This window comes from Streptomyces lunalinharesii, assembly GCF_039532155.1.
Classification (GTDB): domain Bacteria; phylum Actinomycetota; class Actinomycetes; order Streptomycetales; family Streptomycetaceae; genus Streptomyces; species Streptomyces lunalinharesii.
In genome coordinates, this window is record NZ_BAAARK010000004.1 from 142,887 (window position 1) to 156,660 (window position 13,774).

Annotated in this window: 3 protein-coding genes; 1 reads left to right on the top strand and 2 read right to left on the bottom strand. The window is 74.6% G+C overall.

Annotation, left to right across the window (positions count from 1 at the left end; genetic code table 11):
* Positions 1-71 precede the first annotated feature (71 nt).
* On the top strand, positions 72-1,262 hold the full coding sequence (locus tag ABD385_RS08430; protein WP_344574413.1) for a cytochrome P450: 1,191 nt from the start codon (positions 72-74) through the stop codon (positions 1,260-1,262).
* Between the two features lie 65 nt (positions 1,263-1,327).
* Here ABD385_RS08430 and ABD385_RS08435 read toward each other — a convergent pair whose 3' ends face one another.
* Both ABD385_RS08435 and ABD385_RS08440 read right to left on the bottom strand, forming a co-directional pair.
* Positions 1,328-8,356: an SDR family NAD(P)-dependent oxidoreductase gene (locus tag ABD385_RS08435; RefSeq protein WP_344574414.1), complete on the bottom strand. Its 7,029-nt coding sequence runs from the start codon at positions 8,354-8,356 to the stop codon at positions 1,328-1,330.
* 34 nt (positions 8,357-8,390) lie between these two features.
* Complete coding sequence (locus ABD385_RS08440; protein ID WP_344574415.1) at positions 8,391-13,763, bottom strand: SDR family NAD(P)-dependent oxidoreductase; 5,373 nt, start codon at positions 13,761-13,763, stop codon at positions 8,391-8,393.
* Positions 13,764-13,774 lie beyond the last annotated feature (11 nt).

The following is a 13,774-nucleotide window of genomic DNA, read 5'->3' on the forward strand; positions in this document are numbered from 1 at the left end:
ACTAGCGTCGCGGCGTCGCGCGCGCACGCGGCGTGCGCGGCGCACCACTGCACCTGTGAAGGGATCCACGCATGACAGCCCCCCACCGTGATCTGCCGTCCCTCGACCTCGCACCCCCCGACTTACTGCGCGTCAGCCCCCTCCTGCGCGACCTCCAGGAGCAGGGGCCGCTCTGCCGGGTGCGCACCCCCGCCGGGGACGAGGGGTGGCTGGTGACCCGCCACACCCTGCTCAAGGAACTGCTGCACGACGAGCGCATCGGCCACTCGCATCCGGACCCGGCGAACGCGGCGCAGTACGTGCGCAACCCGTTCCTGGACATGATGATCACCGACACCGACGCCGAGTCCGCCCGCCGTACGCACACCGAGTCCCGCCAGCTCCTGGCCCCGATGTTCGCCGCCCGGCGGATGCGCGAGATGGAACCACGGGTGGCGGCGGTCGTGGACGCCGTGCTCGACGACTTCACCGGCCGCACGCCACCCGGCGACGTGCACGGCGGCGTGTCCGTGCCGGTGGCGACGACGGTGCTCTGCGACATCATCGGCGTGCCCCCGCAGAGCCGCGAACCCCTCACGGCACTGATGGCCGAGACGGCCGTGCTCGGTGACCGCGAGGGCGTGCGGCGCATGCAGCGCGACCTCTACGCGCTCGTCGCGGAGTTGGTCGGAGGCAAGCGGGCCGAGCCCGGCGAGGACATCATCACCCGCCTGATCGCGGGCGGGCTGTCCGACGAGCGCGTGACGCACCTGGCCGTGGGCCTGCTGTTCGCGGGGCTGGACAGCGTCGTGACCATCATGGACCACGGCGTGGTGCTGCTGGCGGCCCACCCCGAGCAGCGGGCGGCGGCGCTGGCGGACCCGGACGTGATGACGCGCGCCGTCGAGGAGGTGCTGCGGGCGGCGAAGGCCGGCGGCTCGATCCTGCCCCGCTACGCCACCGAGGACCTGACGGTCGCCGGGGAGACGATCCGGGCCGGGGACCTGGTCCTGTTCGACTTCAGCCTCCCCAACTTCGACGAGCGGGCCTTCGACGAGCCGGAGCAGTTCGACGTCACCCGGTCCCCCAACCCGCATCTGACGTTCGCGCACGGCATCTGGCACTGCATCGGCGCGCCCCTGGCGCGCATCGAGCTGAACACGGTCTTCACGCAGTTGTTCACCCGGCTGCCCGGCCTACGGCTGGCGCACCCGGAGGACGAGTTGGCGGTGCGGACCGGCCGGTTGTCCGGCGGGCTCAGTGAGCTGCCGGTGACCTGGTAGTCGGCGCACGGCAACGGCGGGCGACCCAGGGGGCCGCCCGCCGTTGCCGTGTCACGGCGTCGCCGTCACGCGTCGAAGGTCGCCGCCAGCCAGTCGTCCGCGATCTTCGCGGCTGTCGGGGCGTCGGACCGGACGATGGACAGGTGGTCCGCGTCGATCTCGACGATCTCGGCCGACGGGATCATCTGGCTCAGCCCCTCGCCGCCGGCCGCGATGCCCGGGTAGAGCCGCGACGCCTGGATGCTGAGCACGGGGGCGGACATCTGCGGCACGTGGATGCTGTTCAGCAGGTGCATCCACCTGCCCATCGCGGACAGGTTGGGCTTGAGGATCCGCACCTGGGTCGCCTCCGAGGCCAGGAAGTTCGCCTTCAGCAGACCGCCGTAGTCGATGTCCTCGTTCTCCTCGTGCCGGATGCTGAGGGTGTCCAGCAGCACCAGGCCGGCGGGCTTGATGCCCCAGGTGCTCTCCAGCACGCCCGCGGCTGCGTAGGAGAACGCGCCGGCGGAGGAGTGGCCGACCAGGACGAAGGGTTCACCGTCGCTGGCGCGCAGCACGCTCTCCGCGATCGACCGGGCGGCGCACTCGGCCGTGGCCGGCTGCGGGTCCCCCGGGGCGAAGCCGACCAGCGGCAGGGCGATGACGTTCCGTCGGCCGCGGAAGCGGGCGGCGAACCTGGCGTACTCGTGGACGCCGCCGTTGGCGGTGGGCGTGCTGATGCAGATCAGCCGCGGCGACGCCGAGCCCTCGGCGAGCGTGGTCGGCAGCGGCAGGTCCTCCAGTTCCGCGGTGTTCTCGAACGACGGGCCGACCCCGCCCATGGCCGACACCAGGCGCCGGGCCTCGGCGATCCGGTCCTCCCTGATGGAGGTGAGGAAGCGCTCCACCAGCCAGTCCTCCTGCTCGACGGCGCCCGAGCGGGCACCCCCGGCACCGCCCGATGCGGCGCCCCCGGCCGGCCGGGTGCCGAGTTCGCCGCCCAGCCACGTCGCGAGCTTCTCGGTGGTCTTGTTCTCGAAGACCACGGTCGCGGGCAGTTGCAGCCCGGTGGCCGCCGCGAGCCGGTTGCGCAGTTCGACGGAGGTCAGCGAGTCGAAGCCCAGCTCCAGGAACTCCCGGTGGGTCTCTATGCCCTCCGGCGAGGCGTGCCCGAGCACGGCGGCCGCCTCGGTCCGCACCAGGTCGACCAGGGTGGCCGTCCGCGCGTCCTCGTCCAGGTCCGCGAGCCGCCCGGTGAGGCCGCCCGCCGCGTCGGCGGCGGGCTGGCCGGCGGCGCGCCGGCGGGTGGCGACCAGGCCGCGCAGTACGGGCGGCACAGGGCCGTCGATGCGCAGCGGGCCGGCGGTCCGTCCCAGTGCGACGAGGTGGGCCGCGTCGCACGCCCCCGCCGCGTCGAACAGCGCCATGCCCTGCTCGACGGTGAGCGGCTTGGCCCCGTACACGGCGCTCCGCTGGAGGTCGGCCTCGGTCAGGTCGGCGGTCATGCCGCTGCCCGGGGCCCAGGCACCCCACGCGAGGGACTGTGCGGGCAGGCCGTTGGCCGTGCGGAGGCGGGCGAGCGCGTCGAGGAAGACGTTGCCCGCGGCGTAGTTGCCCTGGCCGGGGGCGCCGGTGACGCCCGCGATCGAGGAGTACAGCACGAACGCGGCCAGGTCGAGGTCCTCGGTGACCTGGTGCAGGTGCCAGGCGGCGTCCACCTTCGGACGCAGCACGGCCGCCAACCGCTCGGGCGTCAGCGACGTCACCACGCCGTCGTCGAGGACGCCGGCGGTGTGGATCACGGCGGTCAGCGGGTGCGCGGCGGGCACCGACGCCACGGCGGCGGCGAGGTCCTGGCGGTCGGCCACGTCGCAGGCGCGGACCTCGACCTCGGCGCCGTGGGCGGCCAACTCCTCGCGCAGGGCGTCCACGCCGGGGGCGTCGGGGCCGCTGCGGCTGAGCAGCAGCAGGTGGCGCACGCCCCGCTCGGTGACCAGGTGACGGGCCAGTTCGCGGCCCAGGCCGCCGGTGCCGCCGGTGATCAGGACGGTGCCGTCCGGTGCCCAGGTGCGCGGCATGGTCAGCACGGCCTTGCCGGAGTGCTCGCCACGGTGCACCGCGTCGAACGCTCCAACGGCCCGTCGGACGTCCCGGACGGTGACGGGCAGCGGGTGCAGCACGCCCTGGTCGAAGAGGGCCAGCAGCTCGTCGAACGCCGCCTGGACGCGTTCCGGGTCCGCTGCGGCCACGTCGACGCTGTGGTGGCGCACCTGGGCGTCGGCCCCAGGGTCGTCGCTGTCGGCGCCGAGGTGCAGGAAGTGGCCGTCGGGCGCGGTCAACCGCAGTGCGGCGGCAGCGGGTTCGCCGGTCAGGTCGGTCAGCACCACGTCCATGCCGCGGTCCGCGGTGGCCGCCCGGAAGCGCTGCTCGACGTCGGCGGTCAGGACCGGGGCGATCCGGTCGGGCGCCACGCCGAGCTCCCGCAGGGAGGTCGCCCGGCCCTCGTCGGCGATGACGAACACCTCGGCGCCGAGGTGGCGGGCCAGTTGGACCGCCGCCGGACCGACTCCGTCGGCGTCCACCTGTACGAGGACCGACTGGCCCGGCCGCAGCCCGGCGAGGTCCTTGAGTGCGTGGTGGGCGGTCAGGAAGGCCAGTGGTGCGGAAGCGGCCTGCTCGGGCGTCCAGCCGTCGGGGACGCGGGTCAGCAGCCGCTCGTCGGCGACGGCCACCGGCCCGAGGCCGCCGGGCACCAGGCCCATCACCCGGTCCCCCGGGCGCAGCCGGCTCGTTCCGGGTCCGGTCTCGGTCACCACACCGGTGGCCTCGACGCCCAGCGGCGCGGCCGCGTCCCGGTGCTCGCCGAGGGCGTTGGCCACGTCCCGGGCGTTCACGCCGGCGGCCTGGACCTGGATGCGGAGCTGTCCTTCGGTGAGCGGTTCCAGGGCCTGCGGGCACGGCGCGAGCACCAGGTTGGCGAGGTTGCCACGGGCCGCGCTGTCCAGCCGCCACGGCCCGGCGGGCGGCAGCAGTCCCGCATCGCTGCCCAGGAGTGCCAGCCGCCCCACCTTGATGGCTCCGTCGCGGAGGACGAACTGGGCGTCCTCGGTGGCCAGCAGGCCGGGCAGCTCCGCGAGCAGCGTGGCGAGGTCCCCGTCGCTGTCGTCGACGTCCAACAGGGCGATCCGCCCCGGGTTCTCCGTCTGTGCCGAGCGCACCAGGCCCCACACCGCGGCCGCGGCCACGTCCCGCACGGGTTCGCCCTCGGCGGTGGAGACGGCGCCCCGGGTGAGGAACACCAGGCGGGCGGAGCCGGAGACCTGCTCCTCCCATTCGTGGAGCAGGCCCAGCACCGTGGCGGTCAGCGCGTGCGCGGCGGCGGGCACGTCCTCGCCCGTGCCGGACACGGGGACGACCACGAGGTCTTCGTCGCCGGTCAGTTCCGCCAGGGAGGCGACCGAGGCACCCACGCCGAGGTCGTCGGCGCCCAGCGCCACACAACGGACGGCGGCCGGCTGCACCTCGGGGGCGGCCACCCAGTCCAGCGACAGCAGCGCGTCCTGCTCCGCGGTGCGCCGGGCGGCCACCGGGGCCGCCGCACCGGCCAGTTGACCGCGCAGTACCAGTGCCTCGGCGGACAGGACGGGGGCGCCCTCGACGTCGACGGCGGCGATGGACACCGCGTCGTCACCGGTCTTCACCACGTGGGCCCGCAGCACCGAGGCGCCGCCGGCGTGCAGCGACACGCCCTGCCAGACGAACGGCAGGAGCTGGTCGTCGTCGCCGCCGACACCGGCCATCCGGTGGGTCTGCAGCACCGCGTCCAGCAGCGCCGGGTGGATGCCGTAGGACGCCGCGTCGTCGGCGACCTGGGCCGGCAGTGCGACCTCGACGAACGCCTCGTCCTCCCGGCGCCACACCGAGCGCAGGCCCTGGAAGGCCGGGCCGTACCCGGTGCCGTCGTAGAAGCCCTCCAGGTCGACGGCGACCGCGTCGTGGGGCGGCCAGACCGGGGCTCCGAAGTCCGCGATGCGTTCCGTGGTGGTCAGGGTGCCGTTGGCGTGCTGGATCCACGGCTGGTCGGGCGCGTCGTCGGCGCGCGAGTGGACGGAGATCGTCCGGGTGCCCCGCTCGTCGGGGGCGCCGATCAGCACCTGGACCTGGGCGCCGTTCTCCGCCGTCAGCACCAGCGGGGCGAGCAGGACGAACTCCTCGACCCGGCCGCAGCCGACCTGGTCTCCCGCACGCAGGGCCAGCTCCAGGAAGCCGGCGCCCGGGAAGAGGACGTGGTCACCGATGGCATGGTCGGTCAGCCAGGGGTGGGTCCGCAACGAGAACCGGCCGGTGAACACGGCCTCGTCGGAGTCCGCGAGGGTGAGCGTCGCGCCCAGCAGGGGGTGGTGCGCCGGGAGCAGCCCGACACCGGTCACGTCCCCCGCCGAGACGGCGGGCCGGGGCCAGTACCGCTCGTGCTGGAAGGGGTAGGTGGGCAGGTCCACGCGGCGGGCACCGGTACCGGCGAACCACGCGGCCCAGTCCACCGGCACGCCCGTGACGTGCAGGCGGGCGAGCGCGGTGAGCAGTGCGGTCTCCTCCGGCCGGTCCTTGCGCAGCGCCGGCACGACGGTCACGTCGCCGTCCAGGGTGTGCTGGGCCATCGCGGCCAACACACCGTCGGGGCCCAACTCCAGGAAGACCGTGGCACCCTCGGCTTCGAGTGCCCGCACGCCGTCGGCGAAGCGCACCGTCTCCCGCACGTGCCGCACCCAGTAGTCCGGCGAGCACAGCAGCTCCGCGGCGGCGACCTCGCCCGTCACGTTGGAGACGACCGGGATGCGCGGAGCCTCGTACGACAGCCCCTGAACCGCCTGCCGGAACTCCTCCAGCATCGGCTCCATCAAGGGCGAGTGGAAGGCATGGCTCACCGCGAGGCGCTGCGTCTTGCGTCCCTCGGCCGCCAACTCCGCCGATATGCGCAGGACTTCGGTCTCGTCGCCGGCGAGGACGACCGCCTCGGGGCCGTTGACCGCCGCGATCGACACGCCGTCCACCAACCGCGGCCGCACCTCGGCCTCGGCCGCCTGGACGGCCACCATCGCGCCGCCCGCTGGCAGCGCCTGCATCAACCGCGCCCGGGCCGCGACCAGCGCACTCGCGTCCGCCAGCGAGAACACCCCGGCGACGTGCGCCGCCGCAACCTCACCGATCGAATGCCCGGCCACGAAGTCCGGCCGCACACCCAGCGACTCCGCCAGGCGGAACAACGCCACCTCCACGGCGAACAACGCCGGCTGGGTGAAGCCCGTCTCGTCCAGGCCGTCCGCCCCGCCGAACATCACCTCCCGCAGCGCGTCGTCGAAGTGCGCCAACACCTCGTCCAACGCCGCCGCGAACACCGGGAACCGGTCGGACAACTCCCGCCCCATGCCGACGCGTTGCGCACCCTGGCCGGAGAACAGCACCGCCACCTTCCCGTCGCTCCCGTGGGAGACGCCGCGGGCGACCTCGGAGGTCCCGTCGTCCCCGGCCAGGAGCACCGCGCGACGCTCCAGGTGTGCGCGGGAGGTGGCCAGCGAGAAGCCCAGGTCGACCGGGGAGGCGTCGGTCAGCGCGGTGACCTGCTCCAGCTGCGCGGCCAGTGCGTCCTCGGTGCGCGCGGAGACCGGCCACGGCACGGTCGACGGCGCCAGGACCGGCGCCGCGGGCAGCTCCGCGCCGTCCTCGTCGTCGCCCTCCCCGGCGACCGGTGCCTGCTCGATGATGACGTGGGCGTTGGTGCCGCTGATCCCGAACGACGACACGCCCGCCCGCCACGGCCGGCCGGCCTTGGGCCATTCCTGAGGCTCCGTCAGCAACTGCACCGCGCCGGACGACCAGTCGACGTGCGACGACGGTGCGTCCACGTGCAGGGTCGACGGCAGCACGCCGTGCCGCATCGCCAGGACCACCTTCAAGATCCCCGCCACCCCCGCGGCCGCCTGCGTGTGGCCGAGGTTGGACTTCACCGAGCCCAGCAGCAGCGGGCGTTCGGGGTCACGGCCCTGGCCGTAGGTCGCCAGCAGGGCCTGGGCCTCGATCGGATCGCCGAGAGTGGTGCCGGTGCCGTGCGCCTCGACGGCGTCCACGTCGTCGGGCGACAGTCCGGCGTTGGCCAGTGCCTGCTGGATCACCCGCTGTTGGGAGGGGCCGTTGGGCGCCGTCAGGCCGTTGGAGGCGCCGTCCTGGTTGACGGCCGAGCCCCGCACGACGGCGAGGATCTCGTGTCCGTTCCGGCGGGCGTCGGACAGCCGCTCCACCACCAGCAGGCCCACGCCTTCGGACCAGCCGGTGCCGTCGGCCGCCTCGGCGAACGCCTTGCAGCGGCCGTCCTCGGCCAGTCCGCCCTGCCGGCTGAAACCGGCGAAGCTCATCGGTGACGACAGCACCGTCACGCCACCGACGAGGGCGAGCCCGCACTCGCCGGAGCGCAGTGCGTGGGCCGCCAGGTGCAGGGAGACGAGCGAGGAGGAGCAGGCCGTGTCGACCGTGACGGCCGGGCCCTCCAGACCGAAGGTGTAGGACAGCCGCCCGGACAGGACGCTGCCCGCCAGGCCGGTACTGGCGTGTCCTTCGACGTCCTCACGGGAGTTCAGCACGACGTTGGTGTAGTCGACGCCGTTCGTGCCGACGAAGACACCGGTGTCGGTGCCGCGCAGGGACACCGGGTCGATGCCGGCCCGCTCCAGGGCTTCCCAGGCGCTCTCCAGCAGGATCCGCTGCTGGGGGTCCATGGCCATGGCCTCGCGGGGCGAGATGCCGAAGAAGCCGGCGTCGAACGCGGCGGCGTCCACGAAGCCGCCTTCGGCCGTCGTGCTGCTGCCGTTGCCCCCGCCGGTGAGCGAGCTCAGGTCCCAACCGCGGTCGGCCGGGAACTCCGCGATGCCGTCGCGCCCCTCGCTGAGCAGCTGCCAGAGGTCTTCCGGCGAACGCACGCCGCCCGGCAGACGGCAGGACATTCCGACGATGGCGAGCGGCTCCTGTTGGGCGGACTCGGCCTCCCGGAGCCGTTCTCGGGTCTGGTGCAGGTCGTTGGTGACCCACTTCAGGTAGTCAACGAGCTCGTGGTCGTTCGGCATGACGAGGAACCTTCCGTATGAATGGGGGCCGGGTTCAGCGGTCGCTGTGACGCCCGAGTTCGTTGTCGATGAAGGCGAGGATTTCCACCGCGCTGGCGGATTCGAGACGTTCGGCGACCCCGGAGCCGTTCTCCTGCTCCGCGGCCCCCCGCCACCTGTCCAGCAGTTGCGACAGGCGGTTGGCGACGGCGGTGCGCGTGCGGGAGTCGGGCGCGCCGGCCGCGAGTGCGGCGTCGAGCCGATCGAGTTCCGCGAGCAGGGCCGGGCCCGCCGCGGTCCGGGCTTCGTCCACGAGCTGCGGGACGAGGTGTTCGGAGAGGGCGAGGGGGGTGGGGTAGTCGAAGACGAGGGTGGCGGTCAGCCGCAGACCGGTCGCGGTGGCCAGCCGGTTGCGCAGTTCGACGGCGGTCAGCGAGTCGAAGCCCAGGTCGTGGAACTCCCGCCGGGCGTCCACCGCCTTGGCCGAGGCGTGCCCGAGCACGGCGGCGGCCTCGGTCCGCACGAGGTCGGTCAGCAACCGGACCCGGTCCTCCGGCCGTGCCTGCGCCAGGTTCCGGGCGAGCACGGCGGGGGCGTCGGCGCCGGGGGCGGAGTTGGCCGCGGTCCGCCGGGCGCCCTTGACCAGGCCCCGGAGGACCGGCGGAACGGCGCCGCGGACCCGGGTGCCGGCGGCGACCGGGCCGACCGGGACGAGGTGGGGTTCGTCCGTCGCGGTGGCGGCGTCGAACAGTGCCAGGCCCTGCTCGGCGGTGAGCGGCGGCACGCCGGTGGCCGCGATCCGCTGCATGTCCGCGTCGGACAGTGCCCCCGTCATGCCGCTCGCCTGCGCCCACGCGCCCCAGGCGAGGGACTGGGCGGGCAGGCCCCGGGCGGCGCGGTGCCGGGCCAAGGCGTCGAGGAAGACGTTGCCGGCGGCGTAGTTGGCCTGTCCGGCGCCGCCCATCACGCCGGAGATCGAGGAGAAGACGACGAACGCCCCCAGGTCCGTCCCCCGCGTCAGGTCGTGCAGGTGCCAGGCCGCGTCCGCCTTCGGGCGCAGCACGCCCGACAGCCGTTCCGGGGTCAGTGCGGTGACCACGCCGTCGTCCAGCACACCGGCCGTGTGGATCACCGCGGCCAGCGGATGGGTGAGGGAGTCGAGCACCCGGCCGAGCGCGGCCCGGTCGGCGGTGTCGCAGGCCGCGATCGTCACGTCGGCGCCGAGGGCGGTCAATTCGGCGCGCAGTGCGGCGGCACCCGGTGCGCTCTCGCCGCTGCGGCTCACCAGGACGAGGTGCTTGGTCCCGTGCTCGGCCACGAGGTGCCGGGCGAGGAGGCTGCCCAGGCCACCCGTGCCGCCGGTGATCAGCGTCGTGCCGTCCGGGTCCCAGGCGGGGAGGTGCGGGGCGGCGTCGTCGGGTGCGGCGAGCCGGGCGAGCCGGGCGAGGTGCACCGTGCCGTCGCGCACGAGGAACTGGGCGTCGCCGGCGGCCAGCAGCCCCGGCAGCGCGGCCGGGAGGTCCGCGTCCGGGGTGTCCACCAGGGCGAAGCGGTCCGGGTGTTCCGACTGCGCGGAGGCCACCAGGCCCCACACCGCAGCGGCGACCAGATCGTCACCGGACACCGCGCCGTCGGTCACGAACACCAGGCGGGCGGCGGCGAACCGCTCGTCCGCCAACCATGCCTGGATCAACTCCAGCGCCCACGCGGTCCGTTCGTGGACGGCGCCGGGGACGTCGTCGCCGGCGCCCGGCACCGGGGCGACGACGAGTTCGGGCACGTCCGCCAGGGACGCCAGTCCGCCGGTGCCCAGCGTCACGCTGCGCACCTCGTCGGTGGCCGGTGTCGGGGCGGCCGGTACCCAGTCCAGCCGCAGCAGCGCCCCTTCCTCCGCACCGCTGTCGGCGGGTCGCGCAAGGGGCTTCCGGGCCGCCAGGACCAGAGAGTCCGCCGAAAGGACGGGGGCACCCGCGGCGTCGGCGACGGCGACGGCGTACGTGTCCGGGCCGGTCCTCGTCAGGCGGATGCGTACGTCCGAGGCCCCACTGGCGTGCAGTTCGAGCCCGTGCCAGGCCGACGGTGCGAGGTCCCCGTCGGGCGCGACCGCCTGCGTCACGGCTTCCAGCAACGCCGGGTGCAGGCCGAAGTCCGCCGCGTCGGCCACCTCGTCGGGCAGCGCGGCCTCGACGAAGGTCTCGTCGTCGAGGGTCCACCGGGCGCGGACGGTCCGGAACACCGGGCCGTGTTCGACGTCCTCGTCGTGGTCCGTCGCTGCGGCGCCGGCCGGCGGCCACGCCGAGGCGTCGAACGTCGCCGTCCCGTGCGCCGTTCGTCCGGCGGTCGGTGCCTCGGGCGTCAGCGTGCCGTGGGCGTGGTCCGTCCACGGCCGGTCGGACGTGCCCGCGGCCCGCGAGGACACCCGGACCTCGCGCCCGCCGTCCGGGTCGGGGGCGCCGAGCCACACTTGGAGGAGCACGGCGTCGTCGCCGGCCAGGACGAGCGGCTCGGTGAGGGTGAGGGCGTGCAGGTGGTCGCAGCCGATCTGGTCGCCCGCGCGGACGGCGAGTTCGACGAAGCCGGCGGCGGGGAAGACGCATGCGCCGTCCACCACGTGGTCCAGCAGCCAGGGGTGGGTGCGCGGGGACAGTCGGCCGGTGAGCAGCAGCCCGCCCGAGCCCCCCAGCGGCACCGCCGCGCCCAGCAGGGGGTGTGCGGCGGGGAGCAGGCCGGCGGCGGTCACGTCCCCGGCCGACGCGGCGGGCGCGGGCCAGTAGCGCTCGCGTTGGAAGGAGTAGGTGGGCAGGTCCACGCGGTGGGCGCCGGTACCGGCGAACCACGCCGCCCAGTCCACCGGCACGCCCGCGACGTGCAGCCGGCCGAGCGCGGTCAGCAGGGCGGGTTCCTCGGGCCGGTCCGCGCGCAGGGCGCTGACGCACAGCGCGGCCTCGTCCAGGCTGTGCTGCGCCATCGCCGTCAGGACGCCGTCCGGGCCCAACTCCAGGAAGACCGAGGCGCCTTCGGCCGCCAGGGTCCGCAGGCCGTCCGCGAAGCGGACCGTCTCCCGCACGTGCCGCACCCAGTAGTCGGGCGAGGACAGCAGCTCCGCGGCGGCGACCTCACCCGTCACGTTGGACACCACGGGTATCCGCGGGGCCTGGTACGACAGCCCCTCGGCCACCCGCCGGAAGTCCGCCAACATCGGGTCCATCAACGCCGAATGGAAGGCGTGGCTCACCGCGAGGCGTTGCGTCTTGCGTCCCTCGGCCGCCAGCTCCGCGGCGATCCGCAGCACCTGGGGTTCCGCACCGGCGAGGACGACCGCCTCGGGGCCGTTGACCGCCGCGATCGACACCTCGTCGACCAGCCGCGGCCGCACCTCCTCCTCGGACGCCCGGACGGCCACCATGGCCCCGCCGGCCGGCAACGCCCGCATCAACCGCGCCCGCGCCGCCACCAGCGCACAGGCGTCCTCCAGGGACAGCACCCCGGCCACGTGCGCCGCCGTGATCTCCCCGATGGAGTGGCCGGCCACGAAGTCCGGGCGGATGCCCCAGGACTCCACCAGTCGGAACAGCGCCACCTCGACGGCGAACAGCGCGGGCTGGGCGAACCCGGTCCCGTCCAGTCCGTCGACGTCGCCGAACATCACCGGGCGCAGGTCCGGCAGTTCGGCTGCGAACTGCGCCAGCACCGCGTCCAGGGCCGCCGCGAACACGGGGTGCCGGCCGTGGAGTTCCCGGCCCATCCCGACGCGTTGCGCGCCCTGCCCCGAGAACAGCACGGCGAGCGGGCGGTCCGCCTCCGCCCGGCCCCGTGCCGCCTCCGTCAGCGCGCCGTCGGGGGACGCGAGCAGCACCGCGCGGTGCGCGAACGGCGAGCGCCCCGAGGCGAGCGAGAAGCCCACGTCCAGCGGCGACGCCGTACCGCGGCCGGAGGTGATCCGTTCGACCTGTGCCGCCAGTGCCTGCTCGGACTTGGCCGACACCAGCCACGGCACGTCGGTGGGCGCCGTGCCGGGTTCCGTCCGCGGCGCGTCGTCGGGGACGGCCCGTTCGATGATGACGTGGGCGTTGGTGCCGCTGATCCCGAACGACGACACCCCGGCCCGCCAGGGCCGGTCGCCGGCCGGCCACCCCTGGGGCTCCGTCAGCAGCTCCACCGCGCCGGACGACCAGTCGACGTGCGACGACGGCTCGTCGACGTGCAGGGTCGGGGGCAGCACCCCGTGCCGCATCGCCAGGACCACCTTCATGACCCCGGCCACCCCCGCGGCCGCCTGCGTGTGGCCGAGGTTGGACTTCACCGAGCCCAGCAGCAACGGGCGTTCGGGGTCACGGCCCTGGCCGTAGGTGGCAAGCAACGCCTGGGCCTCGATCGGGTCCCCCAGGGCGGTGCCCGTGCCGTGCGCCTCGACCACGTCCACGTCGCCGGTCGACAGCCCGGCGCCGGCCAGTGCCTGCCGGATCACCCGCTGCTGGGCCGGGCCGCTGGGCGCGGTGAAGCCGTTGGAGGCGCCGTCCTGGTTGACGGCCGAGCCGCGGACGACGGCGAGGACCGGGTGCCCGTTGCGGCGGGCATCGCTCAGGCGCTCCACGAGGAGGACCCCCGCGCCCTCCGACCAGCCGGTGCCGTCGGCGGCGTCGGCGAACGCCTTGCACCGGCCGTCCGCCGCCAGGCCGCCCTGCCGGCTGAACTCCATCAGGGAACCGGGCGACGCCATCACGTTCACGCCGCCGACCAGGGCCAGCGTGCACTCACCGGCCCGCAGCGCGTGGGCCGCCGTGTGCAGGGCCACGAGGGACGAGGAGCAGGCCGTGTCGACGGTCACCGCGGGGCCTTCCAGGCCCAGCGTGTAGGACAGCCGGCCGGACGTGGCACTGGCGGCGATGCCGGTGCCGATGTCCCCGGTGGCGTCGGTCAGCGAACGGATCAGCAGGTGGGCGTAGTCCTGGCCGTTGGTGCCGATGAACACGCCGGTGCGGCTGCCGCGCAGCGTGGTGGGGGCGATGCCGGCGCGCTCGATGGCCTCCCACGAGGTTTCCAGCAGCAGCCGCTGTTGCGGGTCCATGGTGACGGCTTCGCGCGGGGAGATGCCGAAGAAGTCGGCGTCGAAGTCCCCCACGCCGTCGAGGAAACCCCCTTCCTGGCTGACGGCGTTGCCGCGGGCGTCGACGCCGGCGTCCCGCAGGGCGCCCAGGTCCCAGCCGCGGTCCGTGGGGAAGGCGCCGATCGCGTCCTTGCCGGCGGCCAGCAGTTCCCACAGGTCCTCGGGCGACGCCACGCCGCCCGGGTACCGGCAGGCCATCGCCACGATGGCGATCGGTTCGGTGGCCGCGGCGACGAGCTTGTGGTTCTGCCGGCGCAGGTGCTCGGCCTCCTTCAGCGAGGCGCGGAGGGCTGCGACGACGGTTTCACTGGATGTGGTCATGGTCCGCTCTT